Below are 19,999 nucleotides of genomic sequence, written 5' to 3'. Positions count from 1 at the left end.
TTGAGACAGGTCAAGCCGGCCGCCATATGCTGGCCTAGAAATGCCGTCTGAATGGGGACCGATTGTCCCGACGAGGTGGAAGCGTGAACCACGAACCGCTGTTGCTCGCGACGCCGTCCGGCGACGCGCTGAACTTGCGCCCCGAAGGGCCCTGGACCGCCGCGAACGTGGTCACGCTCGAGACATTGTCCCGGTCGGTCGGTGCGGACCTCGATCGCTCGCGCGTCGTCACCCTGGATATGTCGGGCGTCAGCGCGCTCGACACGCTCGGTGCCTGGGTCCTGGAAAAACTGTCGCGCAGGGCCGCAACATCGGGCAGGTCGGCCGAATTCGTCGGCGTCGCCGATCATTTCAGCGGGCTGCTCGACGAGGTGCGCCAGGTCAATCGCCACACACCGATCCCGGTCGCCGCGCCCAATCCGGTGCTGGCGAGGCTGGGCGACCTCGGCAAGGCAACGGCCGGTGCGCGGGAAGACATCACGATCTTCCTGCAGATGCTCGGCGCATTGTTCATGGCCGTGATCGGCGCGCTGCGCCGGCCGCGTTCGCTGCGGCTGACCTCGCTGATCTATCAGCTCTATCGCATCGGGTGGCAGGCGATCCCCATCGTCGCGCTGATCACTTTCCTGATCGGCGCCATCATCGCGCAGCAGGGCTTCTTCCACTTCCGCAGATTCGGCGCAGAGTCCTACACCGTCGACATGGTCGGCATCCTGGTGCTGCGTGAGCTCGGCGTGCTGATCGTCGCCATTATGGTCGCGGGCCGGTCGGGAAGCGCCTACACCGCCGAACTCGGCTCGATGAAGATGCGCGAGGAGATCGACGCGCTCTCGACCATGGGGCTCGATCCCGTTGACGTCCTGATCCTGCCGCGCGTTGCTGCCCTGGTCATTGCGCTGCCGATCCTCACCTTCATCGGATCGATTGCCGCGCTTTATGGTGGCGGTCTCGTCGCGCAGTTCTACGGCGACATGGGGCCGGCGATCTACATCGCACGGCTGCACGAGGCCATCTCCGTCACCCATTTCGAGGTGGGCATCCTGAAGGCGCCGTTCATGGCGCTGGTGATCGGGATCGTGGCCTGCAGCGAGGGGCTGCGCGTCAAGGGTAGCGCGGAATCGCTCGGGCGGCAGACTACGACGTCGGTGGTGAAGTCGATCTTCCTGGTGATCGTGCTCGACGGCCTGTTCGCGATCTTCTTTGCCTCGATCGGAATGTGACGATGGACGTATCGCAGGACCAGTTCGCGATCCGCGTCCGTGACCTCGTGGTCGGCTTCGGCCGCCAGACCGTGCTTGACCATCTCTCGCTCGATGTTCGCCGCGGCGAGATCCTCGGGTTGGTGGGCGCGTCCGGCGGCGGGAAGTCGGTGCTGATGCGCACCATCATCGGCCTCATCCCGCGCCAAAGCGGGACCATCGAAGTCATGGGGCAGCCCACCGGTGGCCACGGCCGCGGGGCCGCCACGACATGGGGTATTTTATTCCAGCAGGGCGCGCTGTTCTCCTCGCTGACGGTCCGCCAGAACGTCCAGTTTCCGTTGCGCGAAAACCTCGTACTGTCGCAGGAGCTGATGGACGAGATTGCGATCGCCAAGCTCGAAATGGTGGGCTTGCGCGCCCAGGACGCCGACAAATACCCGGCGGAGCTGTCCGGCGGCATGACCAAGCGCGTGGCCCTGGCGCGGGCGCTCGCGCTCGATCCGCCGATCCTGTTCCTGGACGAGCCGACCTCCGGCCTGGATCCGATCGCCGCCGGCGATTTCGACGTGCTGATCAAGACGCTGCAAAGGACGTTGGGGCTGACGGTGTTCATGGTGACCCACGACCTTGCGAGCCTGACCACGGTCTGCGACCGCGTTGCCGCACTCGCCGACGGCAAGATCGTGGCGATCGGCCCGATGCGCGAACTGCTGCAATCCGAGCATCCTTGGGTGCGCGCCTATTTCCACGGCAAGCGCTCGCAGATGCTGCAACACGAGATGAGATGAGACATGGAAACCCGCGCTCCCTACGTGCTGATCGGCAGTTTCGTGCTGGCCGCGATCCTCGCGGTGTTCGGCTTCGTCTATTGGTTGAACAACACCGGCGGCATCGGGCCGCGCACGAACTATCATGTGCAATTCCAGGGTTCGGTCCCAGGCCTGCTGGTCGGCGCGGGCGTGCTGTTCAACGGCATCCGTGTCGGCGAGGTGACCCAGCTCGGGCTCGCGCCTGATAACCCGCGTTTCGTCAATGCGACGATCTCGGTTGCGACCGCGACGCCGGTGCGTTCCGACACCAAGGTCGGTCTTGAATTCCAGGGCCTGACCGGCGTGCCGGTGGTGACGTTGGAGGGCGGCGTGATCGTCGCCAAAACCGGCGAGCCCTTGACCTTGATCGCGGAGGCCGGCGCCGGCCAGAGCATGACGCAGGCGGCGCGCGATGCGTTGCGGCGGGTCGACACGGTGCTCCAGGACAATTCCGGCCCGCTGAAGGACACCATCGCGAATTTCAAGACGTTCTCCGACGGTCTCGCGCGCAACACCGGCAAGCTCGACGGCATTCTGGCGGGCCTGGAGAAAATGACCGGCGGCGGCGCTCCCGCGCAGAAGATCACCTACGACCTGCACACGCCGCAGAGCCTCGGGCCGGCCGGCAAGACTCTCTCGGCGTCACTCGCCATTCCCGAGCCGAGCGCGGTCGCAATGCTGCAGACCCAGCGCATGCTGTTCGCGCCGGTCGGGGACCGGCCGGGCTTTGCCGACTTCCTCTGGGCCGACAGCATTCCAAAATTGGTGCAGGCGCGCCTGATCGACAGCTTCGAAAACTACGACATCGCCCACGCTCCGCTGCGCACGAGCGATCTCGGTCAGGCGGATTACCAGCTTCTGATCGACATCCGCAGCTTCCGGATCGCCACGGAGGGCGAGCCACGGGTCGAGATCGGACTGTCGGCGCGGATCGTCGACAAGAACGGCAAGGTGGTGGCATCGCGACTGGTCGAGAGCAGCGAAAAGCTCGACAAGGTCGAGCCGGCCGCCGCGGTCGCCGCCTTCGATGCGGCCTTTGCCCGCATCGCCAAGGAGCTGATCGGGTGGACCGTGCAGGCGGTGTGACGCCGTTTATTCCAGCGTCTTCAGGTAGGACAGAAGATCGTGGATCTGGTCCGGACTGAGCTCGAAGGCCGGCATGTCGGCGTGGCCGGTGTAGATACCTTCGGCCAGGGCCTCACCAAGGGTCTCGATCGGATAACGCCGGTGCAGATTGCGCAGCGGCGGCGCGCCCTCCCGCGGGCTACGCGAGACGCGGTCGATCGCGTGACAAATTGCGCAATTGGCCCGCGCAAAGGCCTTGCCACGCTGCTCGGCAGTCGGAGCCGCCAGCGCAGGCGTCATCAGAAGCAGCCCAATCAGGCCGTGACGTAAGGCGCTTTGCAGCATGGAAAGGTGATCCCGTCGAACTTTGGAAGCAGAATATGACGGGGATGCCACTCAAATTTGATCTCTGTCAATTGGCTTTGGCGCAGTGCAGTAAAATGCACCCGCGAGGTGGACTCGGCCGGGGGGCGGAGCTGGCCGACGCTGGGAGCGGTGGATGAAGCCTTCCGTGGTCACGATTGAGCCGAACGGGCATTTTTGCAGCGATTGTGCCGTACGCGGAGCGGCGGTTTGTTCGTCGCTGAATACGGCCGAACTCAGGGAATTCGAGCATCTCGGACGCCGCGTTCATTTCGACTCCGGCGAGACCGTCTTCTCCGAGGAGGACATCACGACCTCGTTCTACAACGTCCTCGAGGGCGTCATGCGGCTGTACAAGCTGCTGCCCGATGGCCGGCGGCAGATCGTCGGTTTTGCCTTGCCCGGCGATTTCCTGGGGATGAACATCTCCGGTCGGCACAATTTTTCGGCCGATGCGATCGGCGTCGTGACCGTGTGTCAGTTCGCCAAAGCGCCCTTCGGCCGTTTCATCGAAGACCGGCCGCAATTGCTCAAGCGGATCAACGAACTGGCCATCCGTGAACTGAGCCAGGCCCGCGATCACATGGTCCTGCTCGGCCGCCGCTCGGCCGACGAGAAGGTTGCGACCTTTCTGCTCGGCTGGCGCGAGCGGCTGGTCACGCTCAAGGGGTTGTCCGACACGGTTCCGCTTCCGATGAGCCGTCAGGACATCGCCGACTATCTCGGCCTGACCATCGAAACCGTCAGCCGCACCTTCACCAAGCTGGAGCGTCAGGGCGTGATCGAGATCATTCACGGCGGCATCAGCCTGCTGGATCCTGCCCGTGCCGAGGCGATGGCCGCAGCCTGATATTTCGTTCGGCCTCCTTACGTTTTTGATCTCGATCAATGACGCCGGCCAGCTGCGGCAAATAATGCCCAAAACTTCCGGGAGGGGATGATGCCTGCTGACGCGCTGCTGGTGACTGTTATCGTCGTCGCGATCTTCGTCGTATTTGCTGCTTCCTTGGCTTGGGCTGACCGGCAAACCAGCTCACGCCGGCTCGATCCGGATTCCAAGCGCTGAAATTTCCGCGCCCCTGGTCAGTTTGGCCCAACGCTTGGTCCGGCCGCATTCGTTGTTGGCCAGCGCCTCAACGCAATTGCGCTTGCGTTGACTGCAACTCTGCATCGATCCAGCACATCGACGCATCCTTCGGATGCAAGATTTCAGCGTGACCGCGTCGTTTTCACGGCATTTGCCACAAATCGCGTGTGTGCTTTCCGGTTGAAAAGCCTGATAACGTTGACTACGCAGGAACCCCAGTGCCTCGTAGTCTTAGGAGCCCCGCGGCGTGCCTCAGGACAAGACCGGCGATCCCCGACAGTCGGCGGGCAACAAACTATCGGTCCTGCGCAAGCACCCGATCTTCGCGGATCTGGAGCCGGAAGCGCTTGATCAGCTCTGCCGCTACGCCAAGCACACCACCGTGAAGCGCGGCGCGACGATCGCTGCCAAGGGCGATCCCGGCAACAACCTGTTCGCGGTGATCACGGGGACAGTGAAGATTTCCTCCTCGTCGCCCGATGGGCGGAACGCGATTCTCAACCTGATCGGTCCCGGCGAGATCTTCGGCGAGATCGCGGTGCTCGACGGCGCTCCCCGGTCGGCCGATGCGACCGCCAACACCAATTGCGAACTCTACATCATCGATCGCCGGGACTTCCTGCCGTTCGTGAAGAGCCAGCCGGCGCTGGCGATGAAATTCATCGAGCTGCTCTGCGCGCGTCTGCGCTGGACCAGCCAGCAGGTCGAGCAGGTCATCCTCCAGAATCTGCCGGGCCGGCTGGCGAGCGCACTGCTCGGCCTCACCGAGGAGCGCAAGTTCGACTCCGGCAGCGGCACGCTCGCCATCACGCAGCAGGAGATCAGCGAGATGGTGGGGATGACGCGCGAGAGCATCAACAAGCAATTGCGCGCCTGGGCCGGCCGCAACTGGGTTCGCCTCGAACACGGCGCCATCGTCGTGCTCGATACCGACGCGCTGCGCGAACTCGCCGAGAGCGGCCTAGACGGCGGGTGACGGCGTCTGCCTAACTGTCGATGATGGCGACCGCTCGGGTCCAGCCCGCCGAGGCGCGTTCGACCTTCACCGGAAAGCATGAGACGGTGAAGCCGGTCGAGGGCAGCTGGTCGAGATTGTGCAGCTTCTCCAGATGGCAATAGCCGATGTGCCGTCCCGCCTTGTGCCCCTCCCAGATCAGGCCGGCGTCTTTTGTTTCGGCGTATTTCTTCGCGGTGTAGAAGAACGGCGCGTCCCAGCTCCAGCCGTCGGTGCCGGTCAGCCGCACGCCGCGTTCGAGCAGATACATGGTGGCCTCATAGCCCATGCCGCAGCCGGAATTGACGTAGTCGGCCTGACCGAATTTGGCGCCGGCGCTGGTGTTGACGACCACGATCTCCAGCGGCGACAGCGTGTGCCCGATGCGCTTCAGCTCCTTCTCGATGTCGTCGGCGCTTGCCACGTAGCCGTCGGGCAGATGCCGGAAGTCGAGCTTCACGCCGGGCTGGAGGCACCATTCCAGCGGCACCTCGTCGATCGTCCATGACCGCTCGCCGCGGTTCATGGTCGGATGGAAGTGCCAGGGTGCATCGAGATGCGTGCCGTTATGGGTCGACAGCGAAACCTGCTCGACGGCCCAGCCCTGTCCGTCAGGCAAATCCTCCGCCTCGAGGCCGTCGAAAAACTGCAGCATGCGCGGCAGGCCCTGCTGGTGATCGATGTACTGGATGGTCGGGTGATTGCCGGGCGGATCGGCCGTCACGTCGTTTCTGAGCGGGACCGAGATATCGATCAGCTTCCGCGGCATGGGTATTCCTTCGAGATAGTCCGCTGTTTCGGACATCTTGAGGGGCCTCTCTTGGTCGCGTCAAGTCATGTACTGGCGACGCAAGCCGTCCCGCCGTCTTCCGCAATGGCGCGAATTGCGCCAGATTGATCGATGCAACTGCTGCATCGATCAATGCCGGATTTGGCTTGGACATGGAATGCCACGCGCCCTAGGGACGACATTGGCGCTTAACTTCACACCTGAAGGGGGGGCGACCCAAGGCGGCCTGCAGCCTGCCGACAACGACATAATCAACCAGGAGGAAGCCCAGATGAAGACACTCACCGGTATCATCGCAGCCGTTGCATTGGTGCTCTCAGCGCCACTGGCGACCGCACGCGACTTCCGCTCCGCCGACATCCATCCCGCAGATTATCCGACCGTCGAGGCCGTCAAGTTCATGGGCAAGCAGCTCGCGACGGCGAGCGGCGGCAAGCTCGGCGTAAAGGTGTTTCCGAACGGAGCCCTGGGCTCCGAAAAGGACACCATCGAGCAACTCAAGATCGGCGCACTCGACATGATGCGGATCAACGCGTCGCCGCTCAATAATTTCGTGCCGGAAACCATTGCATTGTGCCTGCCGTTCGTCTTCCGGGACACACAGCACATGCGCACTGTCCTCGACGGGCCGATCGGCGATGAGATCCTGGCGGCCATGGAGCCCGCTGGATTGGTCGGGCTTGCCTATTACGATAGCGGGGCCCGGTCCATTTACACCGTCAAGGCGCCGGTAAAGTCGCTCGCGGACCTGAAGGGCCTCAAGATTCGCGTCCAGCAGTCCGATTTGTGGGTCGGCATGATCCAGAGCCTCGGCGCCAACCCGACGCCGATGCCGTATGGCGAGGTCTATACCGCGCTCAAGACCGGCCTAGTGGATGCCGCCGAGAACAACTGGCCCTCCTATGAGTCGTCGCGCCATTTCGAGGCCGCCAAGTTCTACAACATCACCGAGCACTCCCTGGCGCCCGAAGTTCTGGTGATGTCCAAGAAGGTCTGGGACACGCTGAGCAAGGAGGATCAGGCCATCATCCGCAAAGCGGCCAAGGAGTCGGTGCCGGTCATGCGCAAGCTCTGGGACGAGCGCGAGCAGGCGTCCCGCAAGACGGTCGAGGCCGCCGGCGTTCAGGTCGTCACGATCGCCAACAAGCAGGAGTTCGTCGACGCGATGAAGCCGGTGTACCAGAAGTTCGCCGGCGACGAGAAGCTGCAGGGCCTCGTCAAGCGTATCCAGGACACGAAGTAGGACCACGGCGTCGGTCCGGCGTTGCCACGGAGGCGGCACCGGGCCGCTCGCAAGGAGTCGCGGGAATGACAGATCCACACGTCGCAGACCACGAGCAGGGGGCGGTCGCCGCCGCACGGCCGGCGACCGGCTTGCTGTCAAGCGTCAATGCCGTCGTCGCGCGTGCGGGCATGTATCTGTCCGTGAGCGGACTGCTCCTCATCGTCACCGTCGTATTCTACCAGGTGTTCGGCCGGTACGTGCTCAATTCGAGCCCGACCTGGACGGAGAACCTTGCGCTGGTTCTCATCCTGTATGTCACGCTGATCGGCGCCGCCGTCGGCGTGCGCGATGCCGGACACATCGGAATGGACAGCCTGCTGGTGATGCTGCCGGATCGTGCGCGAGAGAAAATCGAGCTCATCATTCACGTCCTGGTGGCCGCGTTTGGCGTCGCGATGGCCTATAACGGCTGGATTCTCGGCGCATCCGTCGGGACCGTGAAGATCCCCAATCTCGGCCTTCCCGAGGTCGTCCGCTACGTCCCGTTGATCGCCTCCGGCGTCCTGATCGTCTCCTTTTCAATCGAGCACATCATTGCTGTGCTGCGCGGCGAAGAGGTTGTTCCCTCATGGAACTGATCATTCTCGGAGCTTCCTTCTTCGGCTTTCTGATCCTCGGCGTCCCCGTCGCCTTCGCGATCGGCCTCTCGGCGATCTGCACCATCTTCTACGAAGGCCTGCCGGTCGCCGTCATCTTCCAGCAGATGATGTCGGGGATGAACATCTTCTCGTTCCTTGCCATCCCGTTCTTCGTCTTCAGCGGTGAGTTGATGCTGCATGGCGGGGTCGCCGACAAGATCGTGCAGCTCGCCAAGAATCTCGTCGGGCACATCCGCGGCGGGCTCGGCATGTCGAACGTGGTCGCCTGCACGCTGTTCGGCGGCGTCTCCGGCTCGCCCGTGGCCGACGTGTCGGCGATGGGCGCGGTGATGATCCCGATGATGAAAAAGGAGGGGTTCGACACCGACTACGCCGTCAACGTCACAACCCATGCCTCGCTGGTGGGCGCCCTGATGCCGACCAGCCACAACATGATCATTTATGCCCTGGCCGCCGGCGGCAAGGTCTCGATCGGCGCGCTGATCGCCGCCGGCCTTTTGCCGGCGATCGTGCTGATGGCGTGCATGCTGGTCGCCGCTTACGGCGTGGCGGTGAAGCGAGGCTATCCGGCCGGCAAGTTTCCGGGCTGGGCCGAGGTTTTCCGCTCGCTTGCGGCGGCGCTGCCCGGCCTTCTGATCGTCGGCATCATCCTGACGGGCATCCTGTCCGGGGTCTTCACGGCAACTGAATCCGCAGCCGTCGCGGTCACCTATACGATGCTGCTGACGTTCTTCATCTACCGCACCATGACCTGGAGCAACTTCCTGCGTGCCGCCGCCAAGGCGGTGAAGACGACGGGCGTGGTGCTGCTGTTGATCGGCGTCTCCACCATGTTCCAGTATCTGATGGGGCTCTACGAGGTGGCTGATCTCGCCGGCAACTTGATGGGCAAGGTCTCGACGCAGCCTTGGGTCATCTTCCTGCTCATCAACGTCATCCTGTTCGTGCTCGGCACCTTCATGGACATGGCGGCGACGATCCTGATCTGCACGCCGATCTTCCTGCCGATCGCGATGAAGGCGGGCATGGATCCGGTGCAGTTCGGCATGCTGATGCTGATCAACTGTGCCCTCGGGCTCAACACCCCGCCGGTCGGAACCACCCAGTTCGTAGGCTGCGCCATCGGCGGAATCTCGGTGGGCGCGGTGATGCGCACCATCCTGCCGTTCTACACCGCGCTGATCGCAGCCCTGATGTTCGTGACTTACGTCCCCGCATTCTCGCTGTGGCTGCCGCGCCTGCTGATGGGTTACAAGGGCTAGCAAGCTACAGGAGAAGCCATCAGTGACTGACTATCGCAAGCTCTTTGATCTCACCGGCAAGACGGCCGTGGTGCTCGGCGCCGCATCGGGCATCGGCAAATCGTCGGCCGAGGCGCTGGCTGGGCTCGGGGCCCGAATCGTCTGCGCCGATCGCGCGCTTGACGCCGCGGAGGCAACCGCCGCCGGCATTCGCGACAAGGGTGGCTGGGCGGAAGCAGCCGGCTGTGACGCCGCGAGCGCTGCGGACGTCAGTGCGCTGGCCAAAACGGTGATGCAGAAATTTCCCCGGCTCGACATCGCCGTGACGACGCCCGGGCTCAACATCCGCAAGACCATCCTCGACTACACCGAGGAGGATCTCGACCGCGTCCTCAACCTCAACGTCAAGGGCACGGTGTGGTTCTTCCAGGCGTTCGGCCGCATCATGGTCGCGCAAAAGGGCGGCAGCATCATCGCCTGCTCGTCGGTGCGCGCGGTCACCATCGAGCCGGGCCTCGGCGTCTACGGCTCCACCAAGGCGGCAATCGGCCTGCTGGTGAAGGGCTTTGCCTCCGAGGTCGGCCACGCCGGCGTGCGCGTCAACGCGATCGCGCCGAGCATCGCCGAGACCGCGCTGACCGGTCCGTTCAAGCAGCGGCCCGACATTTACAATCTCTACGCCGGCCACACCGTGTTCAACCGCTGGAGCAGCGCCGACGAGGTCGCGACCGCCGTGGCCTATCTCGCCTCGGACGCCGCGAGCTATGTCAGCGGCAGCACGCTGTTCGTCGACGGCGGCTGGACCGCCGTCGACGGTCCGCCGACCGGTCTCACCCAGCTGCATAAATGAGGCCCTTGGCACCGCACCGATAAAGCCCGCGCGCCGGCGCAGCTCGCCCCCGTCCGCGCCGGTCAACCACGCGCTCAAGGCAGCGCCCTTTCGGTGTGGTGGGACCGCTTTTCGCAGGTGCGGCAGCGGGTTCCAGCGGGCACGGCTTGTGCAAATCGCATGGGCCGTGCCGGATAAATGCGCTCGGCTGGCCGGTATTTTGGTGTTACGAACTGGGACATGAACCAGCACGCCAAGATCGAAAGCAAGATCGAAATCCGCCATTCGACCTGTCCGCATGATTGCCCATCGGCCTGTGCCCTCGATGTCGAGGTGGTCGAAGGCCGCAGCATCGGCCGTGTCCGAGGTTCGAAAAAGCAGACCTATACGGCCGGCGTGGTCTGCGCCAAGGTCGCCCGCTACGCCGAGCGCATCCATCATCCCGAACGGGTCACATTTCCGATGCGCCGAACGGGTGCGAAGGGCTCCCGGCAATTCGCGCGGATCTCCTGGGACGAGGCGCTGGACGAGATCGGGCATCGCTTCAATCAGGCCGAGCGCGAATTCGGCGCGGAATCGATCTGGCCCTATTACTATGCCGGCACCATGGGCCTCGTGATGCGCGACGGCCTCAACCGCCTCACGCATGTGAAGAAGTATTCGCGCTTCTATCAGACGATCTGCGCCAATGTCGCGCGCATCGGGTTCGCGATCGGCACCGGCAAGATCGCCGGCGCCGATCCGCGCGAGATGGCGCTGTCCGACCTCGTCGTGATCTGGGGCACCAATCCCGTCAACACCCAGGTCAACGTGATGACGCACGCCTCCCGCGCCCGCAAGGAGCGCGGCGCGAAAATCGCGGCGATCGATATCTACGATAACGACACCATGAAGCAGGCCGACATCAAGATCATCCTGCGGCCCGGCACCGACGGCGCCTTCGCCTGCGGCGTCATGCACGTCCTGTTCCGTGACGGCTATGCCGACCGCGCCTACATGGACAAGTACACCGACTGCCCCGCTGAGCTCGAGGCGCATCTGACGACGCGCACGCCGGAATGGGCGTCCGCTATTTGCGGCGTACCGGCTTCCGAGATCGAGGCCTTTGCCAAGGCGGTCGGCGAGACCAAGCGCACCTTCTTCCGCTTCGGCTACGGCTTTACGCGGAGCCGCAATGGCGCCACGCAGATGCACGCGGCCAATTGCATTCCCGCGGTGACCGGCGCCTGGCAGTATGAAGGCGGCGGCGCCTTCTTCAACAATTACGCGCTGTGGCACTTCAACGAATCTATCATCGAAGGTCACGACGCGATCGACCCGAGCATCCGCGCGCTCGACCAATCCCAGATCGGCCGTATCCTCACCGGCGATGCCGAGGCCCTGCATGGCAAAGGCCCGGTCAAGGCGATGCTGATCCAGAACACCAATCCGATGACGGTGGCGCCGGAGCAGGCGCTGGTCCGGCAGGGTTTTGCGCGCGAGGATCTGTTCGTCGCGGTGCACGAGCAGTTCATGACCGAGACGGCGCAGATGGCGGACATCGTGCTGCCGGCGACCATGTTCATGGAGCACGACGATCTCTATTACGGCGGCGGCCACCAGCACATCTCGGTCGGGCCGAAGCTGATCGACCCGCCCGGCGAATGCCGCTCCAATCATCAGGTGTTGCAGGCGCTGGCGCCGCGCCTTGGCGCGAGGCATCCGGGTTTCGAGATGACGCCGCGCGAATTGATCGACGCGACGCTGAAGCTCAGCAATCACGGCGACATCGCCGGCCTCGAGGCCGACCTCTGGCGCGACCTGCAACCGGATTTTCGTACCTCGCATTATCTCGACGGCTTTGCCCATGCCGACGGCAAGTTCCACTTCAAGGCCGACTGGGCGCATCCGCCGTTCGGCGTGACCATGGGCGATGTCGACAACATGCCCGAGTTGCCGGACCATTGGGCTGTGATCGAGCAGGCCGATCAGGCCCATCCGTTCCGGCTCGCGACCAGCCCCTCGCGCAGCTTCCTCAACACCACCTTCAACGAAACCCCGTCCTCACAGGCGCGCGAGGGCAAGGCGAGCGTGATGATCCATCCGCTGGATGCGGCCGCGCTCGACATCGCCGACGGCGATGCGGTGACGCTCGGCAATACCCGGGGCGAGACCACGCTGGTGGCGACCTTGTTCGATGGCGTGCGGCGCGGCGTGCTGATCGCGGAGTCCGTTCATCCCAACAAAAACCACATCGGCGGCCGCGGCATCAACATGCTGACCGGAGCCGAAACCGTCGCGCCGATCGGCGGCGCCGCGTTCCACGACAACAAGGTCTGGATCAAAAAGGCGCTCGCCGTTTAAGGCACGCACTCCGAGACACCGTAGCCTGCGAACTCCTTCGCGATATCAGGGTTCATCGACTTTGCCGACGCGATGTCGGTGGCACCGTCGCCGCCGCTCTTGCGGGTGGCGATGCCACGGCCGAACAGCGAAGACGAGGAGCGCGGATTGCGCTGGATCGCGTCGGTGTAGTCCTTGATCGCTTCCGCGTTGCGCCCGAGCTTGAGATTGACGAGACCGCGGCTGTCGAGCGCATCGCTCAAGCCGGGATCGATCTGCAGCGCCAGATTGCAGTCGGTCAGCGCGCCCTGCAGGTCGCCGGTCGCAGCGCGCGTCCAGCAGCGGTTGTTCAGCGCCTGCGCATCCCTGGGATTCCTGCGGATCACCGCGTCGAAATCCTGCATGGCGAGCGCGTGCGCGCGCTTGATCGCATAGACTTGGCCGCGCTTGTAGCGCGAGACGATGTCATTGGCGTTCGCCGCGATTTTGCGGCTGAGATCGGCGATGACGGAATCCCTGGCGAGATCGCCGGCGCTCGGAGGCGGCTCTGCCTGCGGCGTCTCGCAAGCCGGTTTGTGCGGCTGGGGTTTCGCCGGCGTCGCGTCGCCCTTGTTGTCGGGCGGCTGCGTCACCGGGCCTGCGAACGAGAATTCCGTGGTCAGCGAGGACGACAGCCACGGCACCTGCTCGCGCTTGGTGGCGGCGACGACGCCGTTCTTGGTGTTGGTCAGGGCCTGCTCGGCGCTGATGTTCGGCGCGCGCATCTCGCGCAGCAGCTCGGCGACGAACAGGCCGTGCTCGGTCTTGCCGCTCGCCGCGACCGCGCCGAGCGCGGCGGAGTAGAGCACGAGCGAATTGCTCGGCGCGATCGCCGGCGCAAGGCCGGCCGAATAGCGGCGGAAGCGCCGCTCGAACGGGTTGCGGCGCGAGGCGTCGATCAGCGCGATCTTGATCGCTGCGCCGCGCGTGTTCATCTCGGCGAGGATGCTGTCGAGGCTGAAGCCGTCGCGCGCCACATCCGGCTCGGTCCAGATCTGCGCGTCGACCGGCAGCAAATAGGTCTGCCGGTTGGACTGGATGGCAAAACCGTCGAAGAAGATCAGTGCCACCGCGCCGCGCTCGATGCGGGCATAGAAGCGATCCAGCACCTGCCGCATGGCGTCGGCCGTGAGATTGCTCTGGCGGTCGACGACAAAGCCGTCGCGCTTCAGTTCTTCGGTGACGTCCTGAGTGTCGTTGGCGACGTCGTTCAGCACGAATTCGTTGTCGGGATATCTGGCGTTGCCGATCACCAGCGCCAGTTTCGCAGCATCGGCCGCGCGGCTTGCGCCCAGCACGAGCAGGCCTGTCAGCAACAACATCATCGCGGCGCGCATGAAATGGCTCATCGGTGATCAAAATCTCCAGTCAGGATAGCGGCCGTCACCCGTAATTCAATCGCCACGCGAATTTGCGCCCACACGCTATGGTGACACCGCGCTGCAGATTGGCCTTGCACGCTCCGCCCGTCCTGCCGCAAATGGCAGCAAAACGGATGGCAAGGAAGCGAGCGTACCATGACCGACACCACTGCAGTCGTCACCGAGAAGCGCGGGCAGGCGTTCTGGGTCACCATCAACCGGCCGGAGAAACGCAATGCACTGAACGGCGAGGTCATCGCCGGCATCACCAAAGGCTATCGCGACGCGCATGACGACAAGGACGTCCGCGTCATCGTGCTGACGGGCGCGGGCGACAAGGCGTTCTGCGCGGGCGCCGATCTGCAGAATTCCGGCGCGGCTTTCGCAATGGATCATTCCAAACCAAATGTCGACTATGCCGATCTGTTACGTTTGTCACAGAACGCCACCAAACCTGCGATTGCGCGGGTCGGCGGCGTCTGCATGGCCGGCGGCATGGGCCTGCTCTGCATGACCGACATGGCGGTTGCGGCCGATCACGTCGTGTTCGGCCTTCCGGAAGTGAAGGTCGGCGTGTTTCCGATGCAGGTGCTGAGCCTGCTGCAGTCCATAGCGCCGCCGCGCCTCGTCAACGAATGGGCGCTCACCGGCGAGCCGTTCGATGCCAAGACGGCGCAGGGCGCCGGCCTGCTCAACTACGTCGTGCCCACGGCCGAGCTGGATGCCAAGGTCGACTGGCTGATCGGCCGCATCGTCGACAAATCCCCGACCGCGATCCGTCGCGGCAAATACGCCATGCGCGCCATTGCCTCGATGTCGTTCGACGAGAGCATCGCCTACACCGAAAGCCAGATCGCGCTGCTCGCGATGACCGAGGATGCGAAGGAAGGGCTGAAGGCCTTCGGGGAGAAGAGGAAGCCGGTCTGGACGGGGAGGTAGACGGGGCACGAGACTGTAGTTACCAGCTCAGTTCGACTTTCAAAGAGAATGTAGCCGCATTCCTCCGTCGTCATTCCGGGGCGCGCGTAGCGCGAGCCCGGAATCCATCGTGCAGGAAGCCACGCGGAGAAATGGAATCCGGGCTCGCGCCAAGTGGCGCGCCCCGGAATGACGTACTACCCCGCGTTGGCTTTCAGCCCGGCAGCCTGGATACCGGCCACCGCGCAGGCCTCGTCATTGTCGGAGGTGTCGCCGGAGACGCCGACGGCGCCGAGCAGGGTCGTGCCCTCCATGATCAGCACGCCGCCGGGGACCGGCACCAGCGCGCCCTTGGCGATGGTGTTCACGGCGTCGATGAAATAGGCCTGCTCCTGGGCGCGCTGGAACAGCGCACGCGAGCCCATGCCCATCGCGAGGGCGCCATAGGCCTTGCCGTGCGCGATCTCGCCGCGCATCAGGCTGGTGCCGTCCTGCGCCGCGGCGAGCTTGAGCACGCCGCGCGCGTCGAGGATGGTGACGACCAGTGGCTTGAGCTTGAGTTCGCCGGCCTTCGCGAAGGCGGCGTCGAGGATCTTGCGGGCGGTGTCGAGGGTGAGATCAGCCATGGCTGGTTTCCTTTGCAGCAGTTGAGGTGAAGTTGGTTTCGGTGCGATCGAGGCTCATCGCCAGCACGCGCGCGACGTGAAGCGCCTCGCGCTGCGTGCCGTCCTGGATCTGGTGCCGGCAGGAGGTGCCGTCGGCAACGACCAGCGTCGTGGCGTCCGCGCGCCGCACGGCGGGCAGCAGCGACAGCTCGGCCATCTCGATCGAGGCATCATAGGTATCCGCGCCATAGCCGAAGGCGCCCGCCATGCCGCAGCAGCTCGACTCGATGGTCTCGACTGCAAGTCCCGGGACCAGCCGCAGCACCTGCTCGACCGGCTTGAAGGCGCCGAAGGATTTTTGATGGCAATGGCCGTGGACGACGGCCTTGTCGGCGATGGTGCCGAGCGGCAGTTGCAGCCTTCCGGCCTCGGCCTCGCGCACCAGGAATTCCTCGAAGGTCAGCGCGTGCGCGCCGACCGCCTTGGCGTCGTCGTCCTTGCGGAGCGAAGCGAGCTCGTCGCGCAGCGTCAGCAGGCAGCTCGGCTCGAGGCCGACGATCGGCACGCCACGCGCTGCAAAGGGCGCAAAGGCGGCCACGAGACGATCGAGCTCGACCCTGGCCTCATCGACGAGTCCGGCGGAGAGGAAGGTGCGGCCGCAGCAAAGCGGGCGGTTGCCGCTCACCGCCTTCGGCAGATGCACGCGATAGCCGCCGGCCGCGAGTACGCGCAGCGCGGCCTCGAGGTTCTCGCGCTCATAGATGCGATTGAAGGTGTCGGCGAAGAGCACGACCTCGCGGCCATCAACAGGTCCAACCACCTCAGCCGCCGGCGCAAACACGTCGCTGCGGAAGGCGGGCAGGGCGCGGCGCGCGCTAATGCCGGCAAAGCGTTCGAGCAGCTTTCGCAACAGCGGGCTGCGGTTGCGCAGATTGGCGAGCGGCGCCAGCCGCGATGCGAGACCAGCATAGCGCGGGAGATAACCGACGAGGCGGTCGCGCAGTGTCAGGCCATGCGAGGCGGCGCGCGCGGCCAGCACTTCGATCTTCATCTTCGCCATGTCGACGCCAACAGGGCACTCGTGGCGGCAGGCCTTGCAGGAGACGCAGAGCTTGAGCGTCTCCATCATCTCGTCGGACGACAGCGCGCCGGGGCCGAGCTGGCCGGAGATCGCGAGCCGCAAGCTATTCGCGCGTCCTCGCGTGACGTCCTTCTCGTTGCGCGTGGCGCGATAGGACGGGCACATCACGCCGCCCTCGAGCTTGCGGCAGGCGCCGTTGTTGTTGCACATCTCGACCGCGCCCTGGAAGCCGCCGCCGGCGCCGGGCCAGGCGGACCAGTCGAGCTTCGTCTCGAGCTCGCCGACGCGATAGTCTGGCTTGAAGCGGAATAGCGAGCGGTCGTCCATCCTGGGCGCATCGACGATCTTGCCGGGATTGAGCGTGCCATCGGGATCGAAGCGTTGCTTCACCTCGCGGAAGTCGGCAACGAGACGCTCGCCGAACATGGTCTCGTGGAATTCGGAGCGTACCAGGCCGTCGCCATGCTCGCCGGAATGCGAGCCCTTGTATTCGCGCACCAGCGCGAAGGCCTCTTCGGCGATGGCGCGCATCGCCTTGACGTCCTTGTCCAGCTTGAGGTTCAGCACGGGTCGCACGTGAAGGCAGCCCTCGGAGGCATGCGCGTACATCGTGCCGCTGGTGCCGTGCTTGGCGAAGACTTCGTTCAGCCGCTGGGTATAGTCGGCGAGGTGCGGCAGCGGCACGGCGCAGTCCTCGACGAAGGAGACCGGCTTGCCCTCCTGCTTCATCGACATCATGACGTTGAGGCCGGCCGCGCGGAAATCTGCGATGCCGCCCTGCAGCGCAGGCTCGGTGATCTCGACCACGCCACCCCATTTGCGCTTGTCGTTATTCCAGCCGAAGCCGAGATCGCCCATCAATTCGCCGAGCTGCTTCAGGCGCAGGAGGTTGTCCGCCTGGTCCTCTTCGGCGAACTCGACCACCAGCACGGCGTCCGGATCGCCCCTGATGGCAGCATTGATGATCGGCTTGAACATCGCGATGTCGCGCCCGAGCGCGAGCATGGTGCGGTCGACCAGCTCGACGGCGATCGGCTTGAGCTTGACGAGGTGCTGGGCCGCGTCCATGGCTTCGTAGAAACTGCCGAAATGGCAGACGCCCAGCGCCTTGTTGCGGATGACAGGCCACAGCTTCAGCTCGACCTTGGTGGTGAAGGCCAGCGTGCCCTCCGAGCCGACCAGAAGATGCGCCATGTTGTTGCGCACATTGCGCGGCACCAGCGCATCGAGATTGTAGCCGCCGACGCGGCGCTGCACCTTGGGAAATCGCGCGGCGACCTCGTCGGCTTCGCGAGCGCCGAGATCGAGCATGTCGCGGAACAGGGCGCGTGCGTTGTCGTTCGCGTCGAGACCGGAGAGATCGCGTGCGACCTCGCCGTAACGGCTCAGCGTACCGTCCGCCAGCGCGGCCTCCATCGACAGCGTGTTGTCGCGCATCGTGCCGTAGCGCAGGCTGCGCCCGCCGCAGGAATTGTTGCCGGCCATGCCGCCGATGGTGGCGCGCGAAGCCGTGGAGACGTCGACCGGGAACCAGAGGCCATGCTTCTTGAGCTGGCGGTTGAGGTCGTCGAGCACGATGCCGGGCTCGACCACGCAGGTGCGGCCCTCGACGTCGAGCGACAGGATGCGGTTCAGGTGCTTCGACAGATCGACCACGATCCCGTCATTGACGGTCTGGCCGCATTGCGAGGTGCCGCCGCCGCGCGGAGTGACCTTGCGGCCTGCGTCGTGGGCAATCGCCAGTGCCCGCAGGGCCTCGTTCATGGTCTTAGGGACGACCACACCTGCCGGCACGATCTGGTAGAACGAGGCGTCGGTGGCGTAGCGGCCGCGGTTGAAGGGGTCGAACAGGACGTCGCCGGTGATTTCCCGGGCCAGACGTGCCGCCAGTCCGTCCTTTTGAGCCGATTCCGGTGATTTTCCAGCCACTTCCGCCGCCATGGTCCGCTTTCGCCTGTTCGCCGGCACCGTCTTGCCTCCCGTCACGGCCCTTGGCAAGCGAGCCCTGCTTCCTGTGCATTGACGGACCTCGCCGGGCGAGGGACAAGCCCGGCGAATAATGATATGCGAGCGGCTCGCGGGAGCCTGAATTCGGGCCGACCGACGATCGAGCCAAGACACGTTTCCAAGATAAGCCTCAAAGACCGGGAAGGACGCCGATGACCGTGCACAGTGGAAGGCATTTCCTACAGATTCCAGGACCGACCAACGTGCCCGACCGGGTGCTGCGGGCGATGGACATGCCGACGCTGGACCATCGCGGTCCGGAGTTCGCCGAGCTCGGTTTTGCGGTTCTGGCCTCGATGCAGCGGGTGTTCCGTACCAAGCAGCCCGTGATCATCTTCCCCTCGTCCGGCACCGGCGCCTGGGAAGCGGCGATGGTCAACGTGTTCGCGCCGGGCGACAAGCTCCTGATGTGCGAGACCGGCCAGTTCGCCGTGCTGTGGCGCGGCATTGCCGACAAGTTCAGGTTCGACGTCGACTTCATCCCGAGCGACTGGCGCCACGGCGCCGACCTCGCCGAGATCGAGAAGCGCCTCGTCGCCGACAAGCAGCACGCGATCAAGGCGGTCTGTGTCGTGCACAACGAAACCTCAACCGGCTGCGTGACGCCGCCGCTGGAGGTGCGCAAGCTGCTCGACCGCGTCAAGCATCCCGCGCTGCTGATGGTCGACACCATCTCCGGCCTTGGCTCGATGGAATACGAGCATGACGCCTGGGGCATCGACGTCTCGGTCGCCGGCTCGCAGAAGGGGCTGATGCTGCCGCCCGGCCTCGGCTTCAACGCCGTCTCGGAGAAGGCGCTGGCCGTGGCCAAGGCCAACCCCGGCATGCGCTCCTACTGGGACTGGCAGGAAGTCATCAACTTCAACAAGCTCGGCACCTTTCCCTATACGCCCGCCACCAATTTGCTCTACGGCCTGCGCGAGGCGGTCAAGATGCTGGAAGAGGAGGGGCTGGAGAACGTCTGGACCCGCCACAAGCGCCACAGCGCGGCAACGCGCGCGGCGGCCAAGGTGTGGGGCCTGGAGACGCAGTGCATCGATCCTGCCGCCCATTCGCCGGCGCTGACCGGCATACGCGTGCCGGATGGCCACGACGCCGACGCTTTCCGCAAGGTCGTACTGGAAAACTTCGACATGTCGCTCGGCACCGGGCTGAACAAGGTCAAGGGCAAGGTGTTCCGCATCGGCCATATCGGCCACTTCAACGATCTGATGCTGATGGGCACGCTCGCCGGCGTCGAGATGGGCCTGGATCTTGCAAAGATCCCGCACAGGAGCGGCGGCGTATTGGCGGCCATGGACGTCCTGAAGGGGCGCGACGTGGTGCCGATGACCAAAGCCCAGGTGGCTTAAAGGCTCCGGTGGCGTGAAGGCCGCCCGGCCCAAGATCAACAAGAGTGAAG

At 64.7% G+C, this 19,999-nt stretch carries 18 protein-coding genes; 13 read left to right on the top strand and 5 right to left on the bottom strand.

Features of this window, described 5'->3' with window-relative positions; genetic code table 11:
• The first annotated feature begins 83 nt into the window (after positions 1-83).
• Genes IVB24_RS29420 through IVB24_RS29410 form a run of 3 tightly spaced genes read left to right on the top strand, consistent with a single transcriptional unit; the run spans position 84 to position 3,097 of the window.
• Positions 84-1,220: an ABC transporter permease gene (locus IVB24_RS29420; protein WP_247770004.1), complete on the top strand. Its 1,137-nt coding sequence runs from the start codon at positions 84-86 to the stop codon at positions 1,218-1,220.
• A 2-nt stretch (positions 1,221-1,222) separates the two neighbouring features.
• Complete coding sequence (locus tag IVB24_RS29415) at positions 1,223-1,990, top strand: ABC transporter ATP-binding protein (RefSeq protein WP_162308658.1); 768 nt, start codon at positions 1,223-1,225, stop codon at positions 1,988-1,990.
• Positions 1,991-1,993: 3 nt separating this feature from the next.
• A complete protein-coding gene (locus IVB24_RS29410; protein ID WP_094972583.1) occupies positions 1,994-3,097 on the top strand; it encodes an MlaD family protein in 1,104 nt (367 codons plus the stop codon).
• Positions 3,098-3,103: 6 nt separating this feature from the next.
• On the opposite strand, the gene IVB24_RS29405 is transcribed toward IVB24_RS29410, so the two are convergent.
• Positions 3,104-3,421, bottom strand: coding sequence for a cytochrome c (locus IVB24_RS29405; RefSeq protein WP_166475700.1), 318 nt, complete (start codon positions 3,419-3,421; stop codon positions 3,104-3,106).
• A 154-nt stretch (positions 3,422-3,575) separates the two neighbouring features.
• On the opposite strand from IVB24_RS29405, the gene IVB24_RS29400 reads away from it, so the two are divergent.
• The 3 genes from IVB24_RS29400 to IVB24_RS29395 all read left to right on the top strand — a co-directional run bounded on the left by IVB24_RS29400 (position 3,576) and on the right by IVB24_RS29395 (position 5,502).
• Positions 3,576-4,289 carry a helix-turn-helix domain-containing protein gene (locus IVB24_RS29400; RefSeq protein WP_094972581.1) on the top strand — a complete coding sequence of 238 codons (714 nt, stop codon included), beginning with the start codon at positions 3,576-3,578 and terminating at the stop codon, positions 4,287-4,289.
• An 87-nt stretch (positions 4,290-4,376) separates the two neighbouring features.
• The gene (locus tag IVB24_RS40090) at positions 4,377-4,505 is read left to right on the top strand and encodes a hypothetical protein (RefSeq protein WP_256471810.1); all 129 of its coding nucleotides are present in this window, start codon (positions 4,377-4,379) and stop codon (positions 4,503-4,505) included.
• 268 nt (positions 4,506-4,773) lie between these two features.
• Positions 4,774-5,502, top strand: a complete 729-nt coding sequence (locus tag IVB24_RS29395; RefSeq protein WP_094972580.1) for a Crp/Fnr family transcriptional regulator — start codon at positions 4,774-4,776, stop codon at positions 5,500-5,502.
• Between the two features lie 10 nt (positions 5,503-5,512).
• Here the strand turns inward: IVB24_RS29395 and IVB24_RS29390 are convergent, their stop codons facing one another.
• The gene (locus tag IVB24_RS29390; protein WP_094972579.1) at positions 5,513-6,289 is read right to left on the bottom strand and encodes a cyclase family protein; all 777 of its coding nucleotides are present in this window, start codon (positions 6,287-6,289) and stop codon (positions 5,513-5,515) included.
• 292 nt (positions 6,290-6,581) lie between these two features.
• Between IVB24_RS29390 and IVB24_RS29385 the strand changes: the two genes are divergently transcribed.
• The 5 genes from IVB24_RS29385 to IVB24_RS29365 all read left to right on the top strand — a co-directional run bounded on the left by IVB24_RS29385 (position 6,582) and on the right by IVB24_RS29365 (position 12,607).
• Positions 6,582-7,553, top strand: coding sequence for a TRAP transporter substrate-binding protein (locus IVB24_RS29385; RefSeq protein WP_140480589.1), 972 nt, complete (start codon positions 6,582-6,584; stop codon positions 7,551-7,553).
• Positions 7,554-7,618: 65 nt separating this feature from the next.
• On the top strand, positions 7,619-8,173 hold the full coding sequence (locus IVB24_RS29380; RefSeq protein ID WP_247770001.1) for a TRAP transporter small permease: 555 nt from the start codon (positions 7,619-7,621) through the stop codon (positions 8,171-8,173).
• Positions 8,164-9,456, top strand: a complete 1,293-nt coding sequence (locus IVB24_RS29375) for a TRAP transporter large permease (RefSeq protein WP_140480588.1) — start codon at positions 8,164-8,166, stop codon at positions 9,454-9,456. Before IVB24_RS29380 ends, IVB24_RS29375 begins: the two co-directional genes overlap by 10 nt.
• Before the next feature lie 22 nt (positions 9,457-9,478).
• A complete protein-coding gene (locus IVB24_RS29370; RefSeq protein ID WP_247769999.1) occupies positions 9,479-10,285 on the top strand; it encodes an SDR family oxidoreductase in 807 nt (268 codons plus the stop codon).
• 219 nt (positions 10,286-10,504) lie between these two features.
• Positions 10,505-12,607, top strand: coding sequence for a molybdopterin oxidoreductase family protein (locus IVB24_RS29365; RefSeq protein ID WP_247769997.1), 2,103 nt, complete (start codon positions 10,505-10,507; stop codon positions 12,605-12,607).
• Here the strand turns inward: IVB24_RS29365 and IVB24_RS29360 are convergent.
• Positions 12,604-13,974, bottom strand: coding sequence for a caspase family protein (locus tag IVB24_RS29360; RefSeq protein ID WP_247769996.1), 1,371 nt, complete (start codon positions 13,972-13,974; stop codon positions 12,604-12,606). The two genes, IVB24_RS29365 and IVB24_RS29360, sit on opposite strands and share 4 nt — an antisense overlap.
• 168 nt (positions 13,975-14,142) lie before the next feature.
• On the opposite strand from IVB24_RS29360, the gene IVB24_RS29355 reads away from it, so the two are divergent.
• Positions 14,143-14,925 (top strand): enoyl-CoA hydratase/isomerase family protein, encoded by a 783-nt coding sequence (locus IVB24_RS29355; protein WP_247769994.1) that lies wholly within the window; start codon positions 14,143-14,145, stop codon positions 14,923-14,925.
• 176 nt (positions 14,926-15,101) lie between these two features.
• On the opposite strand, the gene IVB24_RS29350 is transcribed toward IVB24_RS29355, so the two are convergent.
• Positions 15,102-15,530 carry a heme-binding protein gene (locus IVB24_RS29350; RefSeq protein WP_247769992.1) on the bottom strand — a complete coding sequence of 143 codons (429 nt, stop codon included), beginning with the start codon at positions 15,528-15,530 and terminating at the stop codon, positions 15,102-15,104.
• Positions 15,523-18,531: an FAD-binding and (Fe-S)-binding domain-containing protein gene (locus IVB24_RS29345; protein WP_247769990.1), complete on the bottom strand. Its 3,009-nt coding sequence runs from the start codon at positions 18,529-18,531 to the stop codon at positions 15,523-15,525. Before IVB24_RS29345 ends, IVB24_RS29350 begins: the two co-directional genes overlap by 8 nt.
• Before the next feature lie 218 nt (positions 18,532-18,749).
• Between IVB24_RS29345 and IVB24_RS29340 the strand changes: the two genes are divergently transcribed.
• Positions 18,750-19,949, top strand: coding sequence for an aminotransferase class V-fold PLP-dependent enzyme (locus tag IVB24_RS29340; protein ID WP_247769985.1), 1,200 nt, complete (start codon positions 18,750-18,752; stop codon positions 19,947-19,949).
• Positions 19,950-19,999 lie beyond the last annotated feature (50 nt).

The organism is Bradyrhizobium sp. 192 (genome assembly GCF_023100965.1).
In the GTDB taxonomy this organism is placed as follows: Bacteria; Pseudomonadota; Alphaproteobacteria; order Rhizobiales; family Xanthobacteraceae; genus Bradyrhizobium; species Bradyrhizobium symbiodeficiens.
Note: the sequence above shows the minus strand (reverse complement) of the source record. Positions and strands in the feature narration are given on the sequence as shown.

What these genes read in the sequence shown, in the direction of transcription:
- IVB24_RS40090 (WP_256471810.1), top strand. Translation starts at nt 4,377, where the DNA reads ATGATGCCTGCTGACGCGCTGCTGGTGACTGTTATCGTCGTCGCGATC.
- IVB24_RS29375 (WP_140480588.1), top strand. Translation starts at nt 8,164, where the DNA reads ATGGAACTGATCATTCTCGGAGCTTCCTTCTTCGGCTTTCTGATCCTC.
- IVB24_RS29390 (WP_094972579.1), bottom strand. Translation starts at nt 6,289, where the DNA reads ATGCCGCGGAAGCTGATCGATATCTCGGTCCCGCTCAGAAACGACGTG.
- IVB24_RS29365 (WP_247769997.1), top strand. Translation starts at nt 10,505, where the DNA reads ATGAACCAGCACGCCAAGATCGAAAGCAAGATCGAAATCCGCCATTCG.
- IVB24_RS29405 (WP_166475700.1), bottom strand. Translation starts at nt 3,421, where the DNA reads ATGCTGCAAAGCGCCTTACGTCACGGCCTGATTGGGCTGCTTCTGATG.
- IVB24_RS29380 (WP_247770001.1), top strand. Translation starts at nt 7,619, where the DNA reads ATGACAGATCCACACGTCGCAGACCACGAGCAGGGGGCGGTCGCCGCC.
- IVB24_RS29385 (WP_140480589.1), top strand. Translation starts at nt 6,582, where the DNA reads ATGAAGACACTCACCGGTATCATCGCAGCCGTTGCATTGGTGCTCTCA.
- IVB24_RS29350 (WP_247769992.1), bottom strand. Translation starts at nt 15,530, where the DNA reads ATGGCTGATCTCACCCTCGACACCGCCCGCAAGATCCTCGACGCCGCC.
- IVB24_RS29355 (WP_247769994.1), top strand. Translation starts at nt 14,143, where the DNA reads ATGACCGACACCACTGCAGTCGTCACCGAGAAGCGCGGGCAGGCGTTC.
- IVB24_RS29360 (WP_247769996.1), bottom strand. Translation starts at nt 13,974, where the DNA reads ATGAGCCATTTCATGCGCGCCGCGATGATGTTGTTGCTGACAGGCCTG.
- IVB24_RS29410 (WP_094972583.1), top strand. Translation starts at nt 1,994, where the DNA reads ATGGAAACCCGCGCTCCCTACGTGCTGATCGGCAGTTTCGTGCTGGCC.
- IVB24_RS29415 (WP_162308658.1), top strand. Translation starts at nt 1,223, where the DNA reads ATGGACGTATCGCAGGACCAGTTCGCGATCCGCGTCCGTGACCTCGTG.
- IVB24_RS29340 (WP_247769985.1), top strand. Translation starts at nt 18,750, where the DNA reads ATGACCGTGCACAGTGGAAGGCATTTCCTACAGATTCCAGGACCGACC.
- IVB24_RS29345 (WP_247769990.1), bottom strand. Translation starts at nt 18,531, where the DNA reads ATGGCGGCGGAAGTGGCTGGAAAATCACCGGAATCGGCTCAAAAGGAC.
- IVB24_RS29400 (WP_094972581.1), top strand. Translation starts at nt 3,576, where the DNA reads ATGAAGCCTTCCGTGGTCACGATTGAGCCGAACGGGCATTTTTGCAGC.